The following is a 22,818-nucleotide window of genomic DNA, read 5'->3' as shown; positions in this document are numbered from 1 at the left end:
GGGGCCGCGCGCACGGCTCGACCGCCCTCTCACCGGGATTGGCGCGCCATATGCCCGAAGATGGCTTCGTTCTGAGGTGGTCGGCGTCGTCAGCGTAGGGAAGCGTGGCACGGTGCGGCTTTTGAGATGCTTTCGCTGCGCCACACGGATAGACCACGTAGAGCCTTGCCAGACCTGCGAGCACACGCATTAGCCAAGCCTTCGATCGTCGTCGGTCTCCACTGCGACGCACAGAAGTGGGTGGCCGCGCAAGGGAGCGTCAGGAGGCTCGAGCCGCAGCAGAAAGTCGAAATACCGTTCGGTGAGTTTTGCGAGTTGTTCTTGTACCGCGCCCAGCCGGATCAGGCATTGAGCGTCCCAGTTCATGCCCACGACGAGTTCGCTCGTCTCGCATTTCCACTCGCTCAGCAGAATCGCGGCGGCCCGGGCATTCTCCTCGGCGAAGCGCTCGACGCGCTGCTCAATGTAGCGCACGTCGTCGCGCATCAATTCGCCCGAGATGCGCAGTGAGACGGTGTGTGCCACCTTGTCGTGCTTCAAGTGCACCGTCGCTATGCCGCTCAGATGCCGAGACACTCGATCAAGCTGCTCATCTTCCAAGTCATCCTGAACGGATAGCGCACCCGACAGGACGTAGCGTGCTGGCTCTTCCATCGTCTTCTCCGTTGCTTCGGTTATCCTAGGCCAAGGGTTGTCGTGGTCTGTCAGCGTTCTCTCGCGCGTGAAGTGGTGGAGGGCCGAAACTTTTCCAGAATCCGGGCCTGGCGTTGCAGGAAGGCGTCCAGTTGCAGGTGCTCGTCGGCGAGTTCTTCAAGCAGTTCGACGTAATGGGCAAGGCCGATGGGAATAAACGATGATTCACCGTATCGCACGCGGCGGAAGATGGCGCCGGCACGCGCCCATTTCTGGGACAATTCCTCCAGCGCCTCCTCGACGGACCGGGCTTCATCGTCATTGAGTACGCCGCGAATGCGAATCATGAACGAATGAGTGACCGCGTCAGTGGCGAAATAGACGTCAGCGGGGTTCGCGATACTCTCGGCGAATCGCTGGGCGTGTTGGTGGCGAAAGTTGTCGAGGACGGACAAGGCACCGCAAATTTCGTATGTGGATGTCATGATGGTTCTCCATCTTGAGAATATGGGGTGCCCGACAACTGCTCAAACGAAATACTTGGCGCCATAAAAATGACTCAATCAAGCTTACTTGAAACCAACTATAGGATCTTTTGATCCGTTGTCAAGAAGGGAACTATCTCGAATGGACGAGTTCGGCGAGAGGCTGAGGCGCGAGCGGTCGCGGTTGGGATTGAACCAGACGGAGTTTGGCGCCTTAGGTGCTGTCAAGCAGCGTGCGCAGTATCAATACGAAAAGGGGCTACGCCGGCCGAATTCCGATTACCTCACCGCAATCGCGGCGGCGGGCGTGGATGTCGGCTACGTTCTTACCGGAGAGGAGGGGGCTCTGCTTGAGAACCCTGACGAGCGGCAGCTTGTCGCGAGGTTCCGGCTGCTCGATGTGCGCAAGCGCGAGGCACTTCTAGCTTTCATTGAGGCGTTTGCCGAGCCGTCCGAGCAGTAGATTCTGGTCTATCTGGTCCAATGTGATTTTAGGGTGGGGCGGGCATGGCGCTGTAAGGCGTTGCATGTCTCTGTTGTCCGCACAGCGCTGTCCGGCTGATCGTCGCGGCAGGTGTCCATCAGCCTGAACATCATGTCCGCAGAGACTACGGTCCCCATCGGCAGTAACACCGTTTGACGCATGCTTAGTTGGGTTGATGGCGATACATTGATCTGTTTCGCTACCATCTCGACTGACGAGGCGAAGCGTTATCGATTCTGCCTCGGTCTCGCGACATGTCTGATCGCGCTCTGTATCGGTTCCGCTGCGCGCTCAGGCGTCGTGTCATGCCCCACGCAGTTCGGTTCGCTTCGCTGTCGACGAGCACTTCGCTGGATGCGTCGGGCAATCTCTACGTGGCGGATAGCGGCAGTGCGTTGATCCGCCGCATCGATCCGTCAGGGCAACGTGCAGACGGTGAGCGGCACGCTCAGCGACGAGACGCGGGTCGACGGCCCGTTCGCGCAAGCGACGTAATGGCGGCCGCGCTATCTGCGTTTCGATCATAACGGCCGGTTGTACGTGCTCGACGACAGTCCGTATATCGGCAGGCGCGGCGCACGTATCCGGCGGCTCGATTTCTCGGCGGGAACGGTCACGACCGTTGCGCGCGATGAACAGCAGTACAAGATTCCGCGCGAAGAGGTCGAACGTTTCGTGACGAGCCGCCGGCTGCCGGGCAGCTCTTCGTGCTGAGTCGCGATGTGATCTGGCAGATCGATCCCGCGACCGGCGCGCACCGGATCCACTTCCTGCCCGGGCCGTGGCCGGCCGCGGAACATGCGTACTACGGCGCGCGCTCGCGAAAGCGGAATCGCGCGACGAAAAGGACCGGCTGACGAACAACCTGATCAGTTGCGACTGGACATGGTGCATGCCCGGTCGCATCGCGGCCGATGCGAGAAGCAACGTGTACGTGAGCGACAGCGGCAACCACACAGTGTTGCGGATCGATCCGAAGGGTGACGCGGCGGTCATCGCGGGGCAACTCGGCTCGCGCGGCAATCGCGCGGGTACGTTGCCGGGTTCGTTGAACCGGCCGGCGGGGATGGTTGTCACGCCGCAGGGCGATCTGTACGTCGAAGTCGGGGACGCGGGGATCATGCGGTTGCGCGCGCCGGCAGCGGCGGCGGGGCAGGTGCCGGTTGCGGCCGCGACGTCGGAGAATGCCGTGGAGGCCAACGCACGACAGCCGTGACGGGCAGGGAACGGACGTCGTGCCCACGCAAAAGCAACAGACGCAAAAAAGCCTCCGCTTGGGAGGCTTTATTTGCACTATCAAAGATAGTTGGTAGGGTGGGAGGGACTCGAACCCTCGACTCTCTGATTAAAAGTCAGATACTCTAACCAACTGAGTTACCACCCCACGTTCTTGAAACCTGTCGGTTCGTTGCTTGAACAACTTGGGCAACGACCCAAAGAGCAAAAGATTATAGCGACGGAGCGTCAGGCTGTCAACAACCCGCCGCGATAATTATTTGATCGTTTCAAGCTTGCCTTGCGCCGTCTGTGCAGCATTCGACCCGGCGTACTGCGAAACGACCTGCTCGAACGTCTTCTTCGCGGCCGCCTTCTGGCCTTGCTCGAGCTGGTTCGTGCCGATCGCCACGAGGGCATCGGCCGCGCGCGGGTGCTGCGGGAACTTGCTGACGATCCCTTGCCACGTCGCAGTCGAACCGCGGTAGTCGCGCAGTGCGTATTGCGCATTGCCGTACCAGTACTGCGCGGTCGGCTGGTAGGGGCTCTGCGGATACTTCGCGATGAACGCGCGGAACGAAGCCGCGGCCGCCTTGAAGTTGCCGTTGCGGAACTGCTGTTGCGCCGCATTGAGCGCATCCGTTTCACCCGGCTGCACGGTGCCTTCGACACCATCGATCGTCGCCTGCTGCGGCTCGAACTTCTTGAGCCGCGTGTCGAGATCCTGGTAGTACTCCTTCTGCTGCCGTTCGAGCGTCGTCAGCCGGTTCGTCAGATCCTCGTTCTCGCCGCGCAGCGTCGCGACCTGCTGGTTCAGCTGGTCGAGACGGCCGGATTGATCGAGGATCGTACGCTGGGCGGCCGACAACTGGCTGGCCAGGTTGTCGGTCTTGGTGCGCAGATCGAGCACGGCGCGGCGCGCTTCGTTGTCGTCGAACACGCCGGCGTGCGCCGGCGCGACCGACCACGCCGCGCCCGCGACGCAGAATGCTGCGGCAACGCGCAGCAGGGATACACGGTGCGTCATACGGCGATTCTTCCGTTACTTACTGTTGGTAGACGAGGTCGGCGCGACGGTTCTGCGCCCACGATGCTTCGTCGTGACCCGTTGCCTGCGGCTTTTCCTTACCGAGGCTCACGGCTTCCATCTGCGAATCGTTCACGCCGAGCAGTGCCATCGCACGGCGGACGGCTTCCGCACGCTTCTGGCCCAGCGCGAGGTTGTACTCGCTCGTGCCGCGTTCGTCGGTGTTGCCCTGGATCAGCACGTGGCGCTGCGGGTGGCTCTTCAGGTACTGGGCGTGCTGCTGCATCAGCGACTGGTAGTCGTCCTTCACCGAATAGCTGTCGAAGTCGAAGTAGATGCTGCGCTTCGCGAGCGGGCTGTTCGGGTCGTTCAGCGGATCGACGTTCACTTGCGCGACGTTGTCGGCGCTCGGCTGCGTGCTGACCGCACCCGCGTTGTTGGCCTTGTCGTCGAGCTTCACGCCCGACTTGCACGCTGCGAGCGCGCTGATCATCATCACGGCCAGGGCCAGACGAGCTTTATTCGACATCATGGTTACTCTCCTTGTGGTCATTGCATGAAGGGCCCCCACGACGGCTCACGTACGGAGCCGCCCTGGACGGACAGGATTTGCGGCGGCGCGCTGCCGTCGGAGGGCACTGCTGCCAGAACATTGCGACCACCCGACTGGGTAGCGTACAGAAGGTACTGGCCGTTTGCCGCGAAGCTCGGCGATTCGTCGCGATTCGTATTCGTGATGGCGTTCGCCGCGCCCGATTGCAGATCCTGAACGTACAGCTTGAAGCCCCCGCCCGTGCGGGAGATGTAAGCGAGCAGCTTGCCGTCCGGGCTGATACGCGGACTCGTGTTGTAGCTGCCGGTGAAGGTCACGCGCTGCGCGGCGCCGGCGCTTTCGCCCTGTGCGGGCATCCGGTAGATCTGCGGCGCACCGCCGCGATCACTCGTGAAGTAGATCCAGCGGCCGTCCGGCGAGTAGAACGGCTCGGTGTCGATCGAGCTGCTCTGCGTGAGGCGGCGCAGGCCGCCGCCCGTCGAATTGACCGAATAGATTTGCGTATTGCCCGTCAGCGACAGCGCGACGGCCAGCGTGTTGCTGTCCGGCGACCATGCCGGTGCGCTGTTGTTGCCCTTCTGGTCGGAGACGATGTAGCGGCGGCCGGTCGGCAGGTCGTGGATGTAGACGATCGGCTTCTTGCGCTCGAACGACACGTACGCGACCTTCGTGCCGCTCGGCGACCACGACGGCGAAATGATCGGCTCGGTGCTCGACAGCGCGATGCGCGCGTTCTGGCCGTCCGAATCCGAGATCTGTAACTGGTAGCGGTTACCGGTCTTGATCACGTACGACAGGCGCGTGGCGAACACGCCGCGCACGCCGAGCAGCTTCTGGTAGATGTAGTCGGCGATCTTGTGGCCGGCCGTGCGCAGCGTGGTGTCGGTGGCCGTCAGCGACAGGCCGCCGAGGCTTTGCTGCTTCACGGTGTCGTACAGGATGAAGTTGACCTTGTACTGGCCGTTCGCTTCGCGGTTCACGCTGCCGGCGACGAACGCATTGGCGCCCTTGGCCTTCCATGCGCCGAGATCGACCGATGCGGTCTCCGGCACGGGCGTGCTGCCTGCGTCGATGTTGGTGAATTTGCCGCTGCGGGCGAGGTCGGCGCGGACGATCGACGTGACCTGCTGCGGCAGGTTCGCCTCGTTCGCGAAATTCGCGGTGGCGATAGGGAACTGGGTCGACCCGACACCGGTGATCAGCACGTTGACCTGGGCGTTAGCGGCGCTGCCCGCCGTAATCAGACACGAGGCCACGAGTGCCCTGAAACCTAGCTTTGTCATCAAACTCATGCTTCTTGCTTCCCGTATGGCTTGGATCGCTGCGCAACGGCAGAGACAGTAAAAATACCCGATTCGTTCCCGTCCGACAGCGACGCCCGGAGTGTAAGCGCATTTCGTTTCACTCCGCCGCCTTGAAGGTAATCGTAATGTCCGACGGGGTACGACCGTTAGAATCGGGCGGCAACGGGACCGATGCGTGGATCGCATTGACCACGGCTTGATCCCACCCCGAATTCCCGCTGGAGCGGGAGACCGATGCGCTCAATACGTCACCGGACGGCGTGCACCGAATCTTGACGACGGTGGTCAGGCCTGCCCGCTCGCCGCCCCAAACGATGTTCGGCTTGACGCGGCGGCGCACCTTGTCGGCATAGCCGGGCGTCGCGGCATTGCCGCCGGAGCCCGTGCCGGTGCCGCTTTTCGCGAGGCCTTCGCCGCCGCCTTCACCGGCGCCGGACAGGCCCTGCATCTGCGCGAGGCGCGCGCTGCGCTCGCGGTCGAGCTTCGCGTTCGCCGCCGCATTGGCCTTCGCGCGTGCCGTGGCTTCGGCCTTCGCCTTGGCCTGGGCTTCTGCCTTTGCCTTCGCGGCCGCGTCGGCCTTCGCCTTCGCCGCCTGCTGCGCTTCGAGCTGCGCCTGCTTCTGCTGCTGGAGTTTCTGCTGTTCGAGCTTCTGCTGCTCGGCAAGCTGCTGTTGCTTGAGCTTGTCGGCCTGTTTCTGCCGGTCGCGTTCCGCGGCCTTTTGCGCCGCGAGTGCGGCCGCCTGCTGCGCGGCAAGCTGCGCGCGTCGGGCTTCCTCTTCCTGTTGTGCCTTCAACTGCTGTGCGCGGCGCTGCTGCTCGAGCAGCGCTTCACGCGCGGCCGCTTCCTGCTGCCGCTTCTTCTGCTGCAGCGCGATGTCGGCCTGCTCGTCGCGCACGGGGGGAGCGGGCGGCGCGACCTTCACGGGCGGCGTGGGCGTGACGACGGGCCGCGGCGCGGGCACGTCGGGCACCTCGGTCCACAGCTCGGCTTCGGCGCCGGCCGGCGTGCTGTTCTGCCACTGCACGCCGTGATAGAGGAACAGCGCGAGCAGCACGTGCATCAGCGCGGCGAGCGCGAATGCGCGCCAGGTACCGCGCTCGCGGGGAGGCTGAGGCGGGTAGGCGGAGCTGCGCGTGGATTGCTGCCGGTTCATTGCGATTTGACGAGGAGGCCGACGCGCTTGACGCCGCGCGCCTTCAGATCGGACATCACGGTCATGACCGCATCGTACTGCACGGTCTTGTCGGCCGCGATCACGACCGGCTGGTCGGGATGATCGGCCTGCCGGGCCACGATGAAGCTGTCGAGCTCGGCCTTCGTCATCGTGTCTTCCTGGGTCGCGCCCGAGTCGCCCTTGTACTTGACGCTCATCGTGCGATCGGCCTTGATGTTGACGACGACGGGCGGTGTCTGCTCCTGCGGCGCGGCGTTGCCGACGGTCGGCAGGTTGATGATCGACGGGGCGACGAGCGGTGCGGTGACCATGAAGATCACGAGCAGCACCAGCATCACGTCGATGTACGGCACGACGTTGATGTCGGCCATTGCACGGCGCGAGCGGCCGCCGCGCATGCTGGATCGGATGGGGCTTCCTGCCATGGCGCGCTCCTTACTGGGCCTGACGCTGCAGGATGTTCGAGAACTCTTCGATGAAGGTCTCGAAGCGGATCGCGAGGCGGTCGATGTCGTGCGCGTAGCGGTTGTACGCGACCACTGCCGGAATCGCGGCGAACAGGCCGATCGCGGTGGCGACGAGCGCCTCGGCGATGCCTGGCGCGACGTTCGCGAGCGTGGCCTGCTGCACGTTCGCGAGGCCGCGGAACGAATTCATGATCCCCCAGACCGTGCCGAACAGGCCGATGTACGGGCTGACCGAGCCGACCGACGCGAGGAACGCGAGGTTCGCTTCGAGCACGTCCATTTCACGCTGGAACGACGCGCGCATCGCGCGGCGTGCGCCGTCGAGCACAAGGCCCGGATCGCTGATGCGCTTTTCCTTCGCCTTCAGGAACTCGCGCATGCCCGATTCGAAGATCCGCTCGAGCGCGCCGATCGTGTGGCGGTTGTTGGCTGCGCTCTGGTACAGCGCCTGCAGGTCGCCGCCCGACCAGAAGTCCTTCTCGAAGCGTTCGGTCTGCGCGCGTGCGCGGCGGATCGCGAACCACTTGCGGAAGATGAAGGTCCACGACATCAGCGACAGCAGCAGCAGCAGCCCCATCACGGCCTGGGCCAGCACGCTCGCGTTGAGGACGAGGGAAATGATCGACAGGTCTTGAGAAGTGTTCATAGAGGTTTGAGTAACGTCCCTTCGGGGCGCCCGGTATGCGTGCGGCGCGGCGCGCCGGCCATGCCTGGCGCCGAACCTTGCTTAGTATCGAATCAGAAAGGCAAGTTCATAGGCTGTGTCTAAACGGCGCTCATGCGAGCTTCGTTGACAGTGCAGTCTGCCCGTCGTCGATGACGGGCCCGCGTTCCAGCGCGTCGAGCACGGCCGGCGGGATCGCCGCGGGCCGGATGCCGGTACGGTCGACGCAACCGAGGCGGATGTGCCCGGCCACGAGCAGCGTGTCTCCACACCAGGCTTCCTGCGTGAACTCCACCGATGCGCGGCCGATGCGTCCGGGCCGGCTCGTGATCGCCAGGGTGTCGTCGAGTCGCGCCGGTGCGCGGTAGTCGAGCGACGTGCTGCGGACGACGAAGATCGCACCGGTCTCGTCGGCGAGCCGACGCTGGTCGATGCCGCAGGCGCGCAGCCACTCGGTGCGGGCGCGTTCGAAGAACTTCAGGTAGTTGGCATAGAAGACGATGCCGCCTGCGTCGGTATCCTCGTAGTACACGCGCACCGGCCAGATGAAGCCGGAGGGCGCTTCCGGGGAGCGGGTAGGCTGGGTCATGGCGCGCATTCTACCGGAAGGCAGGAGCCTGATTCGTAACCGATTCGTAACGGAATGTAGTATGCGGTAGCACACTGCTGGCCGGCCCGAAGGGGCCGGCCCGCGGGGCTTCAGCCGCGGTGGACGGTCGGGCCGCCGGGTGCTTGCGCGATCGGCATCAGCTCGATCGTGTTGACGTTGACATGCGCCGGGCGCGTCGCGATCCAGTAGATCGTGTCGGCGATGTCCTCGGGCATGAGCGGCTGGACGTTGTTGTAGACGTTCGCCGCTTTTTCGTTGTCGCCGCGATAACGAACGTTCGAGAATTCGGTGCCGCCGCACAGGCCGGGCTCGACGTCGGTGACGCGCAACGGCGTGCCGAGCAGGTCGGCGCGCAGGTTCAGGCTGAATTGTCTGACGAAAGCCTTGGTCGCCCCGTAGACGTTTCCGCCAGCATAAGGGTACGAACCCGCGACCGAGCCAAGATTGAAGATATGGCCGCAGCCGCGCTCGATCATGCCGGGCAGCAGCGCGTGCGTGACCGTGACGAGGCCCGTGCAGTTCGTGTCGATCATCGTGTGCCATTCGTCGAGGCTGGCCTTTTGGGCCGGCTCGACGCCGAGCGCGAGGCCGGCGTTGTTGACGAGCACGTCGAGCGCCGCGAATTCGGCGGGAAGGGCGGCCGGCACGGCCTCGACGGCCGCGCGATCGCGTACGTCGAGCTCGAGCGGCAGAAGGGAATCGCCGAGTTCGGCGGCGAGCGCATCGAGACGATCCTTGCGACGCGCGGTCGCGACGACGCGGTGGCCTCCGTTGACAAAGGCACGGGCGATGGCGGCGCCGAAGCCGGCGGACGCGCCTGTGACGAACACGATCATTGCTGCTCCTGGTCGAAGACAAAATAGCGGGTGATATCCCGCAAGCCTACTGAGAATGCCGCACCGCGGCAAGGCGGCAAAGCGTTCCGGCACGGGCGCGTAGAGTCTGGCCCCAATTGCTCCGGGCGCACCGCCGTGCGGTTGCCTATTCATGACGCATCCAATACACTAATGCGCTCATCACCCCTGCGTGACTGGCGATAGAACCCTTCGGGTTCAAGGTGGAGCATCCCACCGTGAAGCGCGGGGCGCCGTTTTTGCCGTTCGCCTGGGCAGCCGTTGTGCGCCGTCGCGTGCATCGCCGGTGGCTGTCCTGCCTCGCGTCATACGGATTCCTCCGCCACGTCGAGCTGGTCCCGCCAGCAGCGCACCGTACTCGGCCACTTCGGTCAACCTGTACACACTTAACGGAAACCGTATGTTTGACAGAGCCCAAAGCACCATCGCGAACGTCGATCCCGAAATCTTTGCTGCGATCGAGCAGGAAAACCGCCGCCAGGAAGATCACATCGAGCTGATCGCGTCGGAAAACTACACGAGCCCGGCGGTGATGGCCGCGCAGGGTTCGCAGCTCACGAACAAGTACGCGGAAGGCTATCCGGGCAAGCGCTACTACGGCGGCTGCGAATACGTGGACGTGGTCGAGCAGCTGGCGATCGATCGCGTGAAGCAGCTGTTCGGCGCGGAAGCGGCGAACGTGCAGCCGAACTCGGGTTCGCAGGCGAACCAGGGCGTGTTCTTCGCGATGCTCAAGCCGGGCGACACGATCATGGGCATGAGCCTCGCGCACGGCGGCCACCTGACGCACGGTTCGCCGGTGAACATGTCGGGCAAGTGGTTCAACGTGGTGAGCTACGGCCTGAACGAGAACGAAGACATCGACTACGAAGCGGCCGAGAAGCTTGCGCAGGAACACAAGCCGAAGCTGATCGTCGCGGGCGCGTCGGCATTCTCGCTGAAGATCGATTTCGAGCGTCTGGCTAAGATCGCGAAGTCGGTCGGTGCGTACCTGATGGTCGACATGGCGCACTACGCCGGCCTGATCGCGGCAGGCGTGTACCCGAACCCGGTGCCGCACGCGGACTTCGTGACGACGACGACGCACAAGAGCCTGCGCGGCCCGCGCGGCGGCGTGATCCTGATGAAGGCGGAGTACGAGAAGCCGATCAATTCGGCGATCTTCCCGGGGATCCAGGGCGGCCCGCTGATGCACGTGATCGCGGGCAAGGCGGTGGCGTTCAAGGAAGCCCTGTCGCCGGAATTCAAGGCGTACCAGGAGAAGGTGGTCGAGAACGCACGCGTGCTGGCTGAAACGCTGGTGAAGCGCGGCCTTCGCATCGTGTCGGGCCGCACGGAAAGCCACGTGATGCTGGTCGACCTGCGCGCGAAGAACATCACGGGCAAGGCAGCGGAAGCCGCGCTCGGCGCCGCGCACATCACGGTCAACAAGAACGCGATCCCGAACGATCCGGAAAAGCCGTTCGTGACGAGCGGCGTGCGCCTGGGCTCGCCGGCGATGACGACGCGCGGGTTCGGTCCGGCGGAAGCGGAACAGGTGGGCAACCTGATCGCTGACGTGCTGGAAAACCCGGAAGATGCAGCGACGATCGAGCGCGTGCGCGCGCAGGTCGCCGAGCTGACCAAGCGTTTCCCGGTCTATCGCTGATCGACGATGCGCTGCCCGTTCTGCCGGCATGACGACACGCAGGTCGTGGACTCGCGCGTGTCCGAAGATGGCGCCGCGATCCGGCGGCGCCGTCGCTGCTCGGCTTGCGACAAGCGCTTCACGACGTACGAGCGGGTCGAGCTGTCCCTGCCGTTCGTCGTGAAGAAGGACGGCAGCCGCACGGAATTCGACCGTCGCAAGATCGTCGCCAGCATGCAACTCGCGCTGCGCAAGCGGCCGGTTGCTGCCGACGCGATCGACGCGGCGGTCGCCCGCATCGAGTATCAACTGCTCGCGACAGGCGAGCGCGAAGTGCGTAGCGAGAAGCTCGGCGAACTCGTGATGAACGAGTTGCGCGGCCTCGATACGATCGCTTATGTCCGCTTCGCATCGGTGTATCGCCGGTTCGAGGACGTTTCCGAATTTGCCGACGTGATCGAAGAGTTCCGTCGCGCCTCTCCCGCCAAGACTCCGCGTAAGCGCTGACGCGCTGCGTCCGTTCATCGTCTTCTCCGTTGGATCAGTTCGCGCCGATTGTGTCGGTCGCGATCGCATGCCGCCAGTCGGCCGTTCGGCAAATGGCGCGCGTCCGCACGCGTCGCTACAGTCGTCGCATCACCTTGGCGAAGGACGGCTGCGATGGGACTGCACGCTTTACCCCTGAAAAATGTGTTGCGCCGCTCGGGCGGGTTCACGCTCGTCGAGCTGATGGTCGCGCTCTCGCTGGCGGCCGGGCTCGCGCTCCATGCGGCGCCCGCGTTCGATCAGTGGCGCATGCGTGAACGTGTGGATGCACGCTCGCGCGCGTTGCTCGGCGCGCTGTCGTTTGCACGTACCGAGGCGATGCGCCTCGGCGTGCGCGTCACGCTGTGCAGGGCCGGGAGCGGCGGCGCCTGTTTGCGTGCGGGTGAGCGGTGCGATCCGGCCGAATGGTCGTGCGACTGGATCGTCAGCGGGCAGGTCGACGGGCAGTCACGCGTGCTGAGGCGCTATCCGCGCGATGCCGAAGTGGCCGTCGCGGGTGCGGCGCACGATCTCGCGTTTGCGCCGCCGGTCGGTCAGGCAATCGGTGGTATCCGGCGGTTCGAATTGAGTCCACGACGCGACATATCGGAGGCTGACGCCACACGTGCGTCGCGTTGCGTGCGGATTGCGGCAGGCGGCCGGGCGCGGGTTGTCGCCGGCCGCTGCGACGCGGCGTGAGTGTCATGATGCGCAACGCAATGCGCGGCACGTCGTTGCTCGAAGCGATGCTGGCCGTCGCGCTCCTCGCGGCCGTAATGCTGGCCGTGGCGGGCAGCCAGCTTGCGATGGCGCGTGCGCAGCGCGCGACGATCTGGCGTGAACGCGCGCTGTGGCTGGCTGATGCGCGTATCGAGCGTTTGCACGTAGCCGCGCAGGCTGACGATGGCCTTGCGGCGCGGGCCGCAGCGTCGCTGCCCGGCGGCGCGATGATGCGTGGCGATGGGCCGGGTGGCGTCAGCTACGCGGTTGTCGGCTGGCGCGGCGGTCATTCGGCTACCGGGCCGCGATGCGATGCGACGGGCAGGCCGGCGCAGCCGCCTTCTTGCGTCCGGATTCCGTATCGGGAGACTGACGCCGATGAACGCTGATCGCCGCATGCGTGCGCATACGCTGCTTGAAGTATTGATTGCGATGACGGTCGGTCTGCTCGTGCTCGCGGCGGCCGTTGCGCTGCTCCACGCGCAGCGCATCGCCCAGCGGCGTGCGGACGACGGGTTCCGGATGCGCGATGCGGCCGGCACCGCACTGATGCTGATCGGCCAGCAGATCCAGATGGCAGGATTCCGGCCGCTCGATGCAGGGGGCGTGCCGTCGTTGCCGCCGGTGTTCGGCTGTTCGATGGCGCGTGTGAGGGGAAGTGGCGCGCAAGTACGGTGCGAGCCCGTGCGCGCTGCATCGGACGCGCTGCTGATCCGGTATGTCGGCGACGCCGTGTCGACGTGGCCCACCGTTAGCGGCCAGGTGCCGGATTGCCTCGGGCAGGGTATCGGCGGGGCCGGCGAACGTGCGCCGGTGGAGAACCGCTTCGATGTGCACGTTAGTCCGTCGACGGGCGAGCCCGAACTGTATTGCGAAGGAAACGGCCGTCCGGGCACGCCACAGCCGGTCGTGTCGGGAATCGATCAGTTGCGGGTGCGCTATCTTCGTCGCGGCGGCACGCAGTTCGTCGATGCCGATGCCATGCGCGTCGACGACTGGCACGAGGTCGTGGCCGTGCATGTCTGCGTGCGGGCGCGCGGTGAACCGTCGGGCGAGCCGGCGCGGCACGTCGACTGTGATGGCCGCACCGTCGTTGCACAAGACGGCCGCGCGCGCATGACGCTCGATCGCATCGTCGCATTGAGGAATGTCGCGGGCGCATTCGACGATACGCCGCGCGATGCAACGGATGACCGCGAGGTGCTGCGATGAACGGAGCGGGGCGGCACGTGCCGCAGCGGTCGGCATGCGTCGCGGCAGGCAACCCGCACGAGCGTGTCGCGACAAGTGGCGAAGACCTGCGGCGGGCTACGGGTGCGGAGGCCCTGGCGTCGAGACGGCGAGCGCTGCACATGCGCTTGCGGTCAACCAGCTGCGATCGGCGTCGCGAAGCGGGCCTTGCATTGCCTGCGGTGATCGCGGTTGGCGCGGCGGTTGCGGCGCTGACAGGCACGTGGTTCGAAGCTGCACTGACGGAATCGCGCCGCACGCGCGCGTTGTCCGATCGGCTGGTCGCATTTCACGCGGCCGATGCCGCGCTTGCCGCGTGCACCGCGCGATTGCGCCGGGGCTCGGCGCCCTACGTAAGCGAAGGCGAGTCGCACGCGGAGCCCGACGCGTGGCGGCGCACGCCGGCGCTGGCGGCGGCCGAAGCGTTCGAGCCGTTCGCAGGATGGCCGACGGTCGTGCAACCGCCGCGATGCCTGATCGAAGCGTGGCGCGGGGCCGGGCCGGCCGATGCCCGTGCGTACGTGGTCACCGCGCGCGGTGTCGGTGCGCATGCATCGAGCGCCGTCTGGCTGCAGCATCAGGTCGCGATCCGCGACGGATACATCGTCGCCTTGCGCTGGCGTCACGTCGCGACGGTGCTTCGATGAGCGGTCGCCTATCCGTGCGACGCTCGGCGGGATTCACGCTGATCGAGCTGATGATCGTGCTCGCGATCGTCGCGGTGCTGGCCGGATGGGGCATCCCGTCGTATCGCGAGCATGTGGCGCGCGCTCATCGCGCATCGGCAGTCGCCGCGCTGTACCGGGCGGCCCAATATCTCGAAACACTGGAGGGGGTGCCGCCTTCGGCGTTGCCCGCGGCACTCGCGCAAGTGCCGCCGGACGGGCGCGCGGTCTATCGTCTGGCGCTCCGGCGGCCGGACGGCGACGATTCGCCCGTGAGCTATGAGCTGGAAGCCATTCCGCTCGACACCGGCCCGATGCACGGCGATGCATGCGGCGCATTCACGCTGCGCTCGGACGGGACGAAGGGCAATGTCCGAAGTGATGCCGTCGACGAACAGGTCGCCGCGTGCTGGGGTGTGCGTTGAGTTCGAATGAAAGGCGCGCCACGGCGGATGGCCGTGCGCGCAGGATGGCGACGATCAGTCGTCGTGCGCGTCGAGTCCGCGCTCGTTGCGGGACGCCTTCCAGATCCGGTAGACCTCCCATGCAGCGAAACCGAGGGTGCCCCACTTCAGCGCGGGCCCCGCGCTCGCGCGCAGCAGCGAGCGAACGGGTTTGGCGAGCACGAGCGATGCGAGCGAACTCAGCATTGGATACTGGTTGACGAGCTGGCCGAGGCTCGCGTTCAGGTTCTTGGCGGACTGACTGAACTTGTTGCTGGACAGGCCGGGGATGAACACCTTGAGCCAGCTGAAGCGCGTGACGGCCTGGCGCATTTCGCCGGCGGCTTCCGCGAGTTCGAGCCGCTCGACTTCGGATCGCAGGATCAGCAGTTCCTTGCGGAGCGCGCGATGCTGCGACGCGCTCCAGTTCGATCGCGACGAATGGGAGCGGGGGGAATTGCCCGTGACGTTCTGGCTCATGGCGCGTCGGCGAAGTAGGTGGGAGGGGTGAGCGCGACTGCGTTCACGGCTTGCCGCGGAACAGTTCGCGGTCTTTCTCGAGTTCGGCGAGCGTCGCCTCGAATACGGTCGGCGCGTCGCGCAGGCCCGAACGGGCTTTCAGTGCGCACGCGATCCCGCCTGCGGCATAGAGCGCGGTGATCGCCGCGAGCGACTGCCAGCGGTAGGTATCCCAGAACGCGATCGCGACGAGTACGGTCAGGCTGATGAGTGCCATCGTCGCGAGCATCATCGCGGCGAGCCCGAGGAACAGCACGCCCATCAGGCGCTCCTTCTCCTCGGCAAGCTCGATGCCCACCAGTTCGAGGCGCGTTTGCAAAAGCCCGATCGCGGAGCCGACGAGGCGGCGCAGCGGTCCTTGGCCGGACGGCTGCGAGGTGGTGTCTGTCGTCATGGGTGAGGTGCGTGCGCGTGCAGTGTGCAGCTAGGACAAAGCCGGCCGGCGGAAACCGCCGGCTGGCTTCGACGCCCGCAGGCCGCGTGAAGCGGCCCGCGGGACGGAACGACGCAGGGCGCGTTACTTGCGGTTGATCAGCAGGCCGATCAGCACGCCGACGCCGGCGGCGACGCCGATCGACGTCCACGGATGCTCGTGCACGTAATCGTCGGTCGCGCGTGCGGCCTTCTTGCCTTTCTCGACCACGACGACCTGGACGTCGGCTGCCTTTTCCTTGGCCTGCTTCAGGCGCGACATGGCTTTCTCGCGCAGCTCGGCCGCACGGTCGCCCGTGCTGCTCGCAGCTTGCTTGAGCAGGTCTTCGGCGTCCGAGAGAACGGTTTTGATATCCGACATCAGTTTCTCCTTGTTGATTTCCGACATTGCAACTCCCTTCATGCTGTCATGCTGCAGGTTCACATCGTAGCGAAACGCCTGCCTGCTGGCGAGCCGGGAAGACACACGACGGCAGCGCAAGACCGCATGGTAAACGACTTGTAATGATCAACAGAGCGGCAAACGGGGTGAAAAGTTTCCCGCAGGGCTGCCCGCGCTGCACCGACACCGGGCAAAAATGACAAAAAAGTATGAATATCAAACGGAATAATCGTTCGCATGCCCCATTGCTTCCCGTAAGCTGACACACTTTCCCGCGCCGACCCGGGCGCGGTTTCAACCAGCATCGTTCGAGGAGGGAACATCATGAGTCTGCGTCTTGGCGACATCGCACCGGATTTCGAGCAGGAATCGAGCCTGGGCCCGATCAAGTTTCACGAGTGGCTGGGTGACGGCTGGGGTGTCCTGTTCTCCCATCCGGCCGACTACACGCCGGTATGCACGACCGAACTCGGGCTGACCTCGAAGCTGAAGGGCGAATTCGAGAAGCGCAACGTGAAGGTGATCGCGCTGTCGGTCGACGGCGTCGAATCGCACAAGGGCTGGATCAACGACATCAACGAAACGCAGTCGACGGTCGTCGGCTTCCCGATCATCGCCGATGCGGACCGCAAGGTTTCGCAGCTGTACGACATGATCCACCCGAACGCGAACGAAACGCTGACGGTGCGTTCGCTGTTCGTGATCGACCCGAACAAGAAGGTGCGGCTCATCATCACGTATCCGGCCAGCACGGGGCGCAACTTCGACGAAGTGCTGCGCGTGATCGACTCGCTGCAACTGACCGACAACTACAAGGTCGCGACGCCCGGCAACTGGAAGGATGGCGACGATGTCGTGATCGTGCCGTCGCTGCAGGATCCGGAAGAGCTGAAGAAGCGCTTCCCGAAGGGCTTCAAAGCAGTGCGTCCGTATCTGCGCCTCACGCCGCAGCCGAACAAGTAAGCATCTGCGGCACGTGAACGCGTACCGGGCCGCCGGCCCGGAGCGCGGATCCGATGAAAAACGGCCCGCCCGGCAGTGATGCCGGGCGGGCCGTGTCGTTTATGCGTGCGCGGCGCGGCATGGCTGCCGGGCGCGCCGCATCCGGCCGGTCAGAAGAACGCCTGGATGCCCGTCTGCGCACGGCCGAGGATCAGCGCGTGGATGTCGTGCGTGCCTTCGTACGTGTTGACCACTTCGAGGTTCACGAGGTGGCGCGCGACGCCGAATTCGTCGGAGATGCCGTTGCCGCCTAGCATGTCGCGCGCGAGCCGGGCGATGTCGAGCGCCTTGCCGCACGAGTTGCGCTTCATGATCGACGTGATTTCGACGGCCGCCGTGCCTTCGTCCTTCATCCGGCCGAGGCGCAGCACGCCTTGCAGGCCGAGCGTGATTTCGGTCTGCATGTCCGCGAGCTTCTTCTGGATCAGCTGGTTCGCGGCGAGCGGCCGGCCGAACTGCTGGCGGTCGAGCACGTACTGGCGCGCGGTGTGCCAGCACGATTCGGCGGCGCCCAGCGCGCCCCACGCGATCCCGTAGCGGGCCGAGTTCAGGCACGTGAACGGGCCGCGCAGGCCGCTCACGTTCGGCATCAGGTTCTCTTCCGGTACGAACACCTCGTCGAGGACGATCTCGCCGGTGATCGATGCGCGCAGCCCGACCTTGCCGTGGATCGCGGGTGCCGACAGGCCCTTCCAGCCCTTCTCGAGGATGAAGCCGCGGATCGCGTCCTTGCCGTTCTCCTCGAGCTTCGCCCACACGACGAACACGTCGGCGATCGGCGAGTTCGTGATCCACATCTTCGCGCCGGACAGCGAGTAGCCGCCGGGCACCTTCTTCGCGCGGGTGACCATGCTGCCCGGGTCGGAGCCATGGTTCGGCTCGGTCAGCCCGAAACAGCCGATCCATTCACCGGTCGCGAGTTTCGGCAGGTATTTCTGCTTCTGTGCGTCGGAGCCGAATTCGTAAATCGGCACCATCACGAGCGACGACTGGACGGACATCATCGACCGGTAGCCCGAATCGACGCGTTCGACTTCGCGCGCGATCAGTCCGTAGCTCACGTAATTGAGGCCGGGGCCGCCGTATTCCTCGGGAATCGTCGGGCCGAGCAGGCCGACTTCGCCCATCTCGCGGAAGATTTCGGCGTCGGTGCGCTCATGGCGGAACGCCTCGGTGACGCGCGGGGCGAGCTTGTCCTGCGCATACGCCTGCGCCGCGTCGCGCACCATCCGCTCTTCTTCGGTCAGTTGCTGGTCGAGCAGCAGCGGATCGTCCCAATGAAAAGTTGCAGCACTCATCGTCTCATCTCCTGTCGGGCAGAGTTGGCGCTTCAGCGCTTACTCTGGCCCCATGCTTAGCCGTCGGTCCGGTCTTCCAGCCGGGCCCCATGCCAAAAGTTCGCTTGACTGGCGTTCCGCTGTGCGGAACAATGTTTTGCAAATCGAACCCAGTGTAGCACCAGATGACACTTTCAACCATCGACGAAACCACGATTGACGAGCGCAAGTTCGTCGTCGCGCTCGCGCGCGGGCTCGACCTGCTGCGCGCATTCCGGCCCGGCGAGACGATGCTCGGCAACCGCGACTTCGCGGAGCGCACCGGACTGCCGAAGGCGACCGTGAACCGGCTCGCCTATACGCTGACCGTGCTCGGCTACCTGCGCTACGACGAGACGCTCGGAAAGTATGCGCTCGACGCCGGCGTGCTGTCGCTCGGCTACGCGCTGCTGTCCGGCTCGGGGACGCTCGACCTCGCGCGGCCGCACATGCAGGCGCTCGCGCGCGACATCGGCGCGGCCGTGTCGCTCGGCTGCCGCGACGGGCTCGACATGATCTATCTGGAGACGATCCGCAGCGAGACCGCGCTGACGCTCGGGCTCGCGCCCGGCTCGCGGCTGTCGATGCTGACGAGCTCGATGGGGCGCGCGTACCTGGCCGTGCAGCCGGAGGACGTGCGCCGCGCGCTCTATGCGGAACTGCATCGCGCGGCCGGCGGCGCGGCCGACGCCGACGCGCTCGTCGCCGCCGCGCAGCATGCGGTGGCTGAATTCTCCGCGGGCGGTTGCTGCTATTCGTTTCGCGCGTGGCACATGGACGTGAACGCGGCGGCCGTGCCGTTTCGCGAGCCGCGCGAGGGGCGCTGGCTGATCCTGAGCTGCAGCGGCCCCGCATCGTCGATGGACGAGGACGTGTTCCGTACGCAGGTCGGGCCGAAGCTGAAGGCGCTCGCGCAACGGCTCGGGCAGACGGCCTGAGAAACGCGGTGCGCGTTGCCCTCGCACCGCAACCGCGTCGTCGCCGGTGAAGGTGAGGGGGATGGTGACGGCGGGCGGCGGCTGCCGCCGTCTCTTGTGCCGCGCCCGAACCGCGCTCATCATCGATCGCCAGCTTCCCGACGACGAGGTCTGCGATGTCTCACCCGGAATCCATGGAAGGCGGATGCGCGTGCGGCGCGATCCGCTATCGTATCGCCCAAGTCCCGACCGACGCCGGCTTCTGCCACTGCCGGCTCTGCCAGCGCACGACCGGTGCGGCGGTCGTCGCATCGGCATCGGTGCCGATCGACGCGTTCGAATACCTGCAGGGCGAACCGACCGTCTACGCGTCGAGCGCGTGGGGCGAGCGGCGCTTCTGCGGCCGTTGCGGCGCGCAGCTCGAATACCGGCTGATCGACGCGCCGAAAACGGTCGAGATCAATTACGCCACGCTCGATGAGCCGTCGCGGCTACGTCCGGCGTGGCACGTCTGGTATGGGGATCGTTTCCCGGGCATCGAGATCGACGACGATCTGCCCAAGTACGACGATGGCGGAAGCGCGTAGGCGGTAACCGTCTGCACTGACGGGCAGGCGTCGAGCCGCGGGTCGCGCCGGGTCACCCGATCGCTTCATCCTTCTTCAAGCGGCGCCACACCCTCGCCGCGCATCCGGCGCGCCGCTCCCCGCGTGCGCCGGCTACCTCATCCGTTCAGGCCGTCACGACCTTCGCGAACACCGGCCCCTGCATGAACCGCACGTCGTGCTGGCGCAGCAGCTCGCACTGCGTTTCGTCGACGACACCGTCGAAGATCAGCGGAATCCGCACGCGCTGCGCATACGCGACGAGCGCCTTGACCATCCCGTCGCGCAACGCGATGCCCGCATCCATCTTGATGTAGTCGGGGCGCGCCATGTCCGATTCGACCGCGAGGATGCGGCCCGGGTCGGGCAGCTTGTCCGCCACCTTGAAGCCGTGATGCTGATAGCTGCGTGTCAGGTAGCCGAGGAAGGTCTTGTGCGCGACCGCGACCGCCGGCAGCTCGATCACGATCCGCTCGGCCGGCAGCCCGAAGCGCTGCAGCACCGACGAGAAATGCTTGCCGTGGTCGTACTTCACGCTCTTCAGCAGGCGTTCGTGCACGCGCAGGAACAACAGCCCGTGGCGCTGGGCGCCGAAGAAATTGATCGCGTGCAGCGCGCGCGACAGGCGGTCGATCGCCACGAGCGTCTGGTCGTCGACGGCCGAGTCGACCGGATCGTGCGGCGCGCCCGTGACGACCGTCACGGCCTGGAAGCCGAGCTCGTCGCCATAGCGCTCGATGGCGTCGGCGAACGACGTCGATTGCGGCGCGCCCGGCATCGTCACGTCGTAGATCGGTTCGTAGGCGCTGCCGAGCGTGCGCTCGGGCAGATTCGCGCTCGCGGTGCCGCCTTCGGCAAGCGCGAGGTGATCCCGCAGATACGGCAGTTGCCCGGCACGGGCGACCAGCTCGGGAATGGTGGGCGGAATCATCGGCGTAAGAAGGAAAAACGGCGGCCGAACGGGCCGCCTCGTATCTCGATATTAGCAGCGCGCGCCACGCTCGGCTCGGCGTTTCGCTCATATGGTTATCCCGTTCTCGAGCCGGCGTCTAGGGTTTACGTTGATTTCACTATTCGTAATTGGTTTTACTATTCGTAAATCCAGGATTTGTCGCCGATCAAAAAATGCGGCATTCGGGCGCCGCTCGACGGCGCCGTTCGCGAATCAACAGGAAGCAAGGAGCGAGACGTGGCGGTTGACAGGAAAGGCGGGCAGGCGCGCCGGCAGGCGACGGGCGGAACGACGGGCGCGCCGGCGCGCGCAGGGCAGGGTTGAGGAGCGGATGGCGACCATGAGCATCGATTACCAGACGCTGAAGTTCGAGTACCGTCCGCGCGCGCATGACGCGGCCGTTCACCCGGTGATCGTCGTCGGCGCGGGCCCGGTGGGCCTGTCGGCCGCGATCGACCTCGCGCAGCAGGGCGTGCCCGTCGTGCTGCTCGACGACGACGACACGCTGTCCACCGGCTCGCGCGCGATCTGCTTCGCGAAGCGCACGCTGGAGATCTTCGACCGGCTCGGCTGCGGCGAGCGCTTCGTCGACAAGGGCGTGAGCTGGCACGTCGGCAAGGTGTTCCTGCAGGACGAACAGCTTTACGCATTCGATCTGCTGCCCGAGGAAGGGCATGCGCGCCCCGCGTTCATCAACCTGCAGCAGTACTACGTCGAAGGCTATCTGGCCGATCGCGCGTTCGAGCTGCCGAACATCGACATCCGCTGGAAGCACAAGGTGACGGGCGTCGAGCAGTCGGCCGAGCATGCGGTGCTGACGATCGAGACGCCGGACGGCGTCGCGACGCTGCGCGCGCAATACGTGATCGCGGCCGACGGCTCGCGCAGCCCGATGCGCACGATGATGGGCCTCGAAAGCCACGGCCGTACGTTCAAGGACCGCTTCCTGATCGCCGACGTGAAGATGAAGGCGGAGTTTCCGACCGAGCGCTGGTTCTGGTTCGATCCGCCGTTTCACCCGAACCAGTCGGTGCTGCTGCACCGCCAGCCCGACAACGTATGGCGCATCGACTTCCAGCTCGGCTGGGACGCCGATCCCGTCGCCGAGAAGCAGCCGGAACGCGTGATCCCGCGCGTGCGCGCGCTGCTCGGGCCGGACGCCGAGTTCGAGCTCGAATGGGTGAGCGTCTATACGTTCCGCTGCCAGCGGATGGAGTCGTTCCGTCACGGCCGCGTGCTGTTCGCGGGCGACTCCGCGCACGGCGTGTCGCCGTTCGGCGCGCGCGGCGCGAACAGCGGCGTGCAGGATGCGGACAACCTCGCATGGAAGCTGAAGCTCGTGCTCGACGGCCGCTCGGCCGACCGCCTGCTCGATACGTACGCGAGCGAACGCGAGTTCGCGGCCGACGAGAACATCCGCAACTCGACGCGCTCGACCGATTTCATCACGCCGAAAAGCCCGGTGTCGCGCGTGTTCCGCGACGCGACGCTGAAGCTCGCGCGCGATTGCGAATTCGCGCGCAAGCTCGTGAACAGCGGCCGCCTGTCGGTGCCGGCCGTGCTGGCCGATTCGCCGCTGAACACGCCGGACCGCGGCGGCGACGCATTCGCATGCGCGATGCGGCCGGGTGCGGCGGCAGCCGATGCGCCGGTGCGTGTGCAGGGCGCGGCGGGCTGGCTGCTGCAGTACCTGCGCGGCGGCTTCACCGGCGTGCTGTTCGGATTGCCGGGCGACGCGGCCGCGCTCGCGCAGGCCGTCGACGGCCTCGCGCTGCCGGTGCGGCCGGTGCTCGTCGTGCCGGCCGGGCACGCGCAGCCGGTGGCCGGCATCGACGTCGTGGAGGACGTCGGCGGTTTAGCCGCGCAACGCTATGACGCGAAGCCCGGCACGTTCTACCTGCTGCGTCCCGACCAGCATGTCTGCGCACGCATGCGCACGCTCGACCGTCAGGCGATTGCCGACGCACTGGCGCGCGCGACCTGCGCACGCTGAATACGATAAAGACACCGGAG

The 22,818-nt window shown here is 65.7% G+C and carries 29 protein-coding genes, 1 tRNA gene and 1 riboswitch; of the genes, 14 read left to right on the top strand and 16 right to left on the bottom strand.

The genetic code is table 11. From position 1 onward, the window contains the following. Positions 1-189 precede the first annotated feature (189 nt). Together DM992_RS17670 and DM992_RS17665 are read right to left on the bottom strand one after the other, a co-directional pair. Positions 190-654 (bottom strand): hypothetical protein, encoded by a 465-nt coding sequence (locus DM992_RS17670; protein WP_111017747.1) that lies wholly within the window; start codon positions 652-654, stop codon positions 190-192. A 50-nt stretch (positions 655-704) separates the two neighbouring features. Further along, entirely contained in the window at positions 705-1,118 is a 414-nt protein-coding gene (locus tag DM992_RS17665) for a hypothetical protein (protein ID WP_060279494.1), read from the bottom strand. A gap of 142 nt (positions 1,119-1,260) precedes the next feature. Here DM992_RS17665 and DM992_RS17660 point away from each other — a divergent pair, with 142 nt between their 5' ends. The 3 genes from DM992_RS17660 to DM992_RS17650 all read left to right on the top strand — a co-directional run bounded on the left by DM992_RS17660 (position 1,261) and on the right by DM992_RS17650 (position 2,818). Next, on the top strand, positions 1,261-1,581 hold the full coding sequence (locus tag DM992_RS17660) for an XRE family transcriptional regulator (RefSeq protein ID WP_111017746.1): 321 nt from the start codon (positions 1,261-1,263) through the stop codon (positions 1,579-1,581). A 561-nt stretch (positions 1,582-2,142) separates the two neighbouring features. After that, positions 2,143-2,316 (top strand): hypothetical protein, encoded by a 174-nt coding sequence (locus DM992_RS17655; RefSeq protein ID WP_162631668.1) that lies wholly within the window; start codon positions 2,143-2,145, stop codon positions 2,314-2,316. A 178-nt stretch (positions 2,317-2,494) separates the two neighbouring features. Next, entirely contained in the window at positions 2,495-2,818 is a 324-nt protein-coding gene (locus DM992_RS17650; protein WP_111017745.1) for a hypothetical protein, read from the top strand. 91 nt (positions 2,819-2,909) lie between these two features. Here DM992_RS17650 and DM992_RS17645 read toward each other — a convergent pair. From DM992_RS17645 to DM992_RS17605, 9 genes are all read right to left on the bottom strand, one after another. Next, a tRNA-Lys gene (locus DM992_RS17645) sits at positions 2,910-2,986 on the bottom strand. Positions 2,987-3,094: 108 nt separating this feature from the next. Next, entirely contained in the window at positions 3,095-3,844 is a 750-nt protein-coding gene (gene ybgF / locus DM992_RS17640; protein ID WP_021157175.1) for a tol-pal system protein YbgF, read from the bottom strand. A gap of 19 nt (positions 3,845-3,863) precedes the next feature. Continuing rightward, positions 3,864-4,376 (bottom strand): peptidoglycan-associated lipoprotein Pal, encoded by a 513-nt coding sequence (pal, locus tag DM992_RS17635; RefSeq protein ID WP_021157174.1) that lies wholly within the window; start codon positions 4,374-4,376, stop codon positions 3,864-3,866. Positions 4,377-4,393: 17 nt separating this feature from the next. Further along, positions 4,394-5,689 (bottom strand): Tol-Pal system beta propeller repeat protein TolB, encoded by a 1,296-nt coding sequence (gene tolB, locus DM992_RS17630; protein ID WP_027788267.1) that lies wholly within the window; start codon positions 5,687-5,689, stop codon positions 4,394-4,396. A 109-nt stretch (positions 5,690-5,798) separates the two neighbouring features. Next, positions 5,799-6,854: a cell envelope integrity protein TolA gene (gene tolA, locus DM992_RS17625; RefSeq protein ID WP_027788266.1), complete on the bottom strand. Its 1,056-nt coding sequence runs from the start codon at positions 6,852-6,854 to the stop codon at positions 5,799-5,801. Next, the gene (gene tolR / locus DM992_RS17620; protein ID WP_011351075.1) at positions 6,851-7,300 is read right to left on the bottom strand and encodes a protein TolR; all 450 of its coding nucleotides are present in this window, start codon (positions 7,298-7,300) and stop codon (positions 6,851-6,853) included. The genes tolA and tolR overlap by 4 nt, the downstream gene beginning before the upstream one ends. Positions 7,301-7,310: 10 nt before the next feature. Beyond that, positions 7,311-7,988: a protein TolQ gene (gene tolQ / locus DM992_RS17615; RefSeq protein ID WP_021157170.1), complete on the bottom strand. Its 678-nt coding sequence runs from the start codon at positions 7,986-7,988 to the stop codon at positions 7,311-7,313. Positions 7,989-8,118: 130 nt separating this feature from the next. Beyond that, positions 8,119-8,604: a tol-pal system-associated acyl-CoA thioesterase gene (gene ybgC, locus DM992_RS17610; RefSeq protein ID WP_027788265.1), complete on the bottom strand. Its 486-nt coding sequence runs from the start codon at positions 8,602-8,604 to the stop codon at positions 8,119-8,121. Positions 8,605-8,705: 101 nt separating this feature from the next. Continuing rightward, complete coding sequence (locus tag DM992_RS17605; protein WP_111017744.1) at positions 8,706-9,452, bottom strand: SDR family NAD(P)-dependent oxidoreductase; 747 nt, start codon at positions 9,450-9,452, stop codon at positions 8,706-8,708. 180 nt (positions 9,453-9,632) lie between these two features. Next, positions 9,633-9,733, top strand: a riboswitch (ZMP/ZTP riboswitch). A gap of 137 nt (positions 9,734-9,870) precedes the next feature. Between DM992_RS17605 and glyA the strand changes: the two genes are divergently transcribed. The 7 genes from glyA to DM992_RS17565 all read left to right on the top strand — a co-directional run bounded on the left by glyA (position 9,871) and on the right by DM992_RS17565 (position 14,662). After that, positions 9,871-11,118, top strand: coding sequence for a serine hydroxymethyltransferase (gene glyA / locus DM992_RS17595; RefSeq protein WP_027788263.1), 1,248 nt, complete (start codon positions 9,871-9,873; stop codon positions 11,116-11,118). Positions 11,119-11,124: 6 nt separating this feature from the next. Then, positions 11,125-11,604 carry a transcriptional regulator NrdR gene (gene nrdR, locus DM992_RS17590; protein ID WP_006476792.1) on the top strand — a complete coding sequence of 160 codons (480 nt, stop codon included), beginning with the start codon at positions 11,125-11,127 and terminating at the stop codon, positions 11,602-11,604. Positions 11,605-11,757: 153 nt separating this feature from the next. Next, complete coding sequence (locus DM992_RS17585; RefSeq protein WP_060084034.1) at positions 11,758-12,321, top strand: GspH/FimT family pseudopilin; 564 nt, start codon at positions 11,758-11,760, stop codon at positions 12,319-12,321. 20 nt (positions 12,322-12,341) lie between these two features. After that, positions 12,342-12,731: a hypothetical protein gene (locus DM992_RS17580; RefSeq protein WP_204356095.1), complete on the top strand. Its 390-nt coding sequence runs from the start codon at positions 12,342-12,344 to the stop codon at positions 12,729-12,731. Next, positions 12,721-13,554: a PilW family protein gene (locus DM992_RS17575; protein ID WP_111017742.1), complete on the top strand. Its 834-nt coding sequence runs from the start codon at positions 12,721-12,723 to the stop codon at positions 13,552-13,554. Before DM992_RS17580 ends, DM992_RS17575 begins: the two co-directional genes overlap by 11 nt. Positions 13,555-13,694: 140 nt before the next feature. Continuing rightward, positions 13,695-14,219: a hypothetical protein gene (locus tag DM992_RS17570; RefSeq protein ID WP_204356094.1), complete on the top strand. Its 525-nt coding sequence runs from the start codon at positions 13,695-13,697 to the stop codon at positions 14,217-14,219. Beyond that, positions 14,216-14,662, top strand: coding sequence for a type IV pilin protein (locus tag DM992_RS17565; RefSeq protein WP_111017741.1), 447 nt, complete (start codon positions 14,216-14,218; stop codon positions 14,660-14,662). Before DM992_RS17570 ends, DM992_RS17565 begins: the two co-directional genes overlap by 4 nt. 54 nt (positions 14,663-14,716) lie before the next feature. Here DM992_RS17565 and DM992_RS17560 read toward each other — a convergent pair whose 3' ends face one another. From DM992_RS17560 to DM992_RS17550, 3 genes are all read right to left on the bottom strand, one after another. Further along, on the bottom strand, positions 14,717-15,160 hold the full coding sequence (locus DM992_RS17560; protein WP_059698903.1) for a DUF3318 domain-containing protein: 444 nt from the start codon (positions 15,158-15,160) through the stop codon (positions 14,717-14,719). A 43-nt stretch (positions 15,161-15,203) separates the two neighbouring features. Next, a complete protein-coding gene (locus DM992_RS17555) occupies positions 15,204-15,593 on the bottom strand; it encodes a phage holin family protein (protein WP_021157159.1) in 390 nt (129 codons plus the stop codon). A 123-nt stretch (positions 15,594-15,716) separates the two neighbouring features. After that, positions 15,717-16,019 carry a YqjD family protein gene (locus DM992_RS17550; protein ID WP_006494044.1) on the bottom strand — a complete coding sequence of 101 codons (303 nt, stop codon included), beginning with the start codon at positions 16,017-16,019 and terminating at the stop codon, positions 15,717-15,719. A 318-nt stretch (positions 16,020-16,337) separates the two neighbouring features. Here DM992_RS17550 and DM992_RS17545 point away from each other — a divergent pair, with 318 nt between their 5' ends. Beyond that, positions 16,338-16,976 carry a peroxiredoxin gene (locus DM992_RS17545; RefSeq protein ID WP_021157158.1) on the top strand — a complete coding sequence of 213 codons (639 nt, stop codon included), beginning with the start codon at positions 16,338-16,340 and terminating at the stop codon, positions 16,974-16,976. Between the two features lie 149 nt (positions 16,977-17,125). On the opposite strand, the gene DM992_RS17540 is transcribed toward DM992_RS17545, so the two are convergent. Then, entirely contained in the window at positions 17,126-18,313 is a 1,188-nt protein-coding gene (locus DM992_RS17540; protein ID WP_021157157.1) for an acyl-CoA dehydrogenase, read from the bottom strand. 164 nt (positions 18,314-18,477) lie between these two features. Here DM992_RS17540 and DM992_RS17535 point away from each other — a divergent pair, with 164 nt between their 5' ends. Continuing rightward, positions 18,478-19,269 carry an IclR family transcriptional regulator gene (locus DM992_RS17535; protein ID WP_111017740.1) on the top strand — a complete coding sequence of 264 codons (792 nt, stop codon included), beginning with the start codon at positions 18,478-18,480 and terminating at the stop codon, positions 19,267-19,269. Between the two features lie 155 nt (positions 19,270-19,424). Continuing rightward, positions 19,425-19,835: a GFA family protein gene (locus DM992_RS17530; protein WP_027788255.1), complete on the top strand. Its 411-nt coding sequence runs from the start codon at positions 19,425-19,427 to the stop codon at positions 19,833-19,835. A gap of 145 nt (positions 19,836-19,980) precedes the next feature. Here the strand turns inward: DM992_RS17530 and DM992_RS17525 are convergent, their stop codons facing one another. Beyond that, positions 19,981-20,784, bottom strand: coding sequence for an EAL domain-containing protein (locus DM992_RS17525; protein WP_111017739.1), 804 nt, complete (start codon positions 20,782-20,784; stop codon positions 19,981-19,983). 352 nt (positions 20,785-21,136) lie between these two features. On the opposite strand from DM992_RS17525, the gene DM992_RS17515 reads away from it, so the two are divergent. Further along, positions 21,137-22,798, top strand: a complete 1,662-nt coding sequence (locus DM992_RS17515) for an FAD-dependent oxidoreductase (protein WP_111017738.1) — start codon at positions 21,137-21,139, stop codon at positions 22,796-22,798. Positions 22,799-22,818: the final 20 nt, after the last annotated feature.

The organism is Burkholderia sp. JP2-270 (genome assembly GCF_003233675.1).
Taxonomy (GTDB): Bacteria; Pseudomonadota; Gammaproteobacteria; order Burkholderiales; family Burkholderiaceae; genus Burkholderia; species Burkholderia pyrrocinia_C.
The sequence above is the reverse complement of the archived record's forward strand: the minus strand, read 5'-3'. Positions and strand labels throughout refer to the sequence as shown.

Bases quoted from the DNA above. Each gene is read 5' to 3' on its own strand.
- DM992_RS17670 (WP_111017747.1), bottom strand. From the start codon at position 654: ATGGAAGAGCCAGCACGCTACGTCCTGTCGGGTGCGCTATCCGTTCAG.
- DM992_RS17665 (WP_060279494.1), bottom strand. From the start codon at position 1,118: ATGACATCCACATACGAAATTTGCGGTGCCTTGTCCGTCCTCGACAAC.
- DM992_RS17660 (WP_111017746.1), top strand. From the start codon at position 1,261: ATGGACGAGTTCGGCGAGAGGCTGAGGCGCGAGCGGTCGCGGTTGGGA.
- DM992_RS17650 (WP_111017745.1), top strand. From the start codon at position 2,495: ATGCCCGGTCGCATCGCGGCCGATGCGAGAAGCAACGTGTACGTGAGC.
- ybgF (WP_021157175.1), bottom strand. From the start codon at position 3,844: ATGACGCACCGTGTATCCCTGCTGCGCGTTGCCGCAGCATTCTGCGTC.
- pal (WP_021157174.1), bottom strand. From the start codon at position 4,376: ATGATGTCGAATAAAGCTCGTCTGGCCCTGGCCGTGATGATGATCAGC.
- tolB (WP_027788267.1), bottom strand. From the start codon at position 5,689: ATGAGTTTGATGACAAAGCTAGGTTTCAGGGCACTCGTGGCCTCGTGT.
- tolA (WP_027788266.1), bottom strand. From the start codon at position 6,854: ATGAACCGGCAGCAATCCACGCGCAGCTCCGCCTACCCGCCTCAGCCT.
- tolR (WP_011351075.1), bottom strand. From the start codon at position 7,300: ATGGCAGGAAGCCCCATCCGATCCAGCATGCGCGGCGGCCGCTCGCGC.
- tolQ (WP_021157170.1), bottom strand. From the start codon at position 7,988: ATGAACACTTCTCAAGACCTGTCGATCATTTCCCTCGTCCTCAACGCG.
- ybgC (WP_027788265.1), bottom strand. From the start codon at position 8,604: ATGCGCGCCATGACCCAGCCTACCCGCTCCCCGGAAGCGCCCTCCGGC.
- DM992_RS17605 (WP_111017744.1), bottom strand. From the start codon at position 9,452: ATGATCGTGTTCGTCACAGGCGCGTCCGCCGGCTTCGGCGCCGCCATC.
- glyA (WP_027788263.1), top strand. From the start codon at position 9,871: ATGTTTGACAGAGCCCAAAGCACCATCGCGAACGTCGATCCCGAAATC.
- nrdR (WP_006476792.1), top strand. From the start codon at position 11,125: ATGCGCTGCCCGTTCTGCCGGCATGACGACACGCAGGTCGTGGACTCG.
- DM992_RS17585 (WP_060084034.1), top strand. From the start codon at position 11,758: ATGGGACTGCACGCTTTACCCCTGAAAAATGTGTTGCGCCGCTCGGGC.
- DM992_RS17580 (WP_204356095.1), top strand. From the start codon at position 12,342: ATGCGCGGCACGTCGTTGCTCGAAGCGATGCTGGCCGTCGCGCTCCTC.
- DM992_RS17575 (WP_111017742.1), top strand. From the start codon at position 12,721: ATGAACGCTGATCGCCGCATGCGTGCGCATACGCTGCTTGAAGTATTG.
- DM992_RS17570 (WP_204356094.1), top strand. From the start codon at position 13,695: ATGCGCTTGCGGTCAACCAGCTGCGATCGGCGTCGCGAAGCGGGCCTT.
- DM992_RS17565 (WP_111017741.1), top strand. From the start codon at position 14,216: ATGAGCGGTCGCCTATCCGTGCGACGCTCGGCGGGATTCACGCTGATC.
- DM992_RS17560 (WP_059698903.1), bottom strand. From the start codon at position 15,160: ATGAGCCAGAACGTCACGGGCAATTCCCCCCGCTCCCATTCGTCGCGA.
- DM992_RS17555 (WP_021157159.1), bottom strand. From the start codon at position 15,593: ATGACGACAGACACCACCTCGCAGCCGTCCGGCCAAGGACCGCTGCGC.
- DM992_RS17550 (WP_006494044.1), bottom strand. From the start codon at position 16,019: ATGTCGGAAATCAACAAGGAGAAACTGATGTCGGATATCAAAACCGTT.
- DM992_RS17545 (WP_021157158.1), top strand. From the start codon at position 16,338: ATGAGTCTGCGTCTTGGCGACATCGCACCGGATTTCGAGCAGGAATCG.
- DM992_RS17540 (WP_021157157.1), bottom strand. From the start codon at position 18,313: ATGAGTGCTGCAACTTTTCATTGGGACGATCCGCTGCTGCTCGACCAG.
- DM992_RS17535 (WP_111017740.1), top strand. From the start codon at position 18,478: ATGACACTTTCAACCATCGACGAAACCACGATTGACGAGCGCAAGTTC.
- DM992_RS17530 (WP_027788255.1), top strand. From the start codon at position 19,425: ATGTCTCACCCGGAATCCATGGAAGGCGGATGCGCGTGCGGCGCGATC.
- DM992_RS17525 (WP_111017739.1), bottom strand. From the start codon at position 20,784: ATGATTCCGCCCACCATTCCCGAGCTGGTCGCCCGTGCCGGGCAACTG.
- DM992_RS17515 (WP_111017738.1), top strand. From the start codon at position 21,137: ATGGCGACCATGAGCATCGATTACCAGACGCTGAAGTTCGAGTACCGT.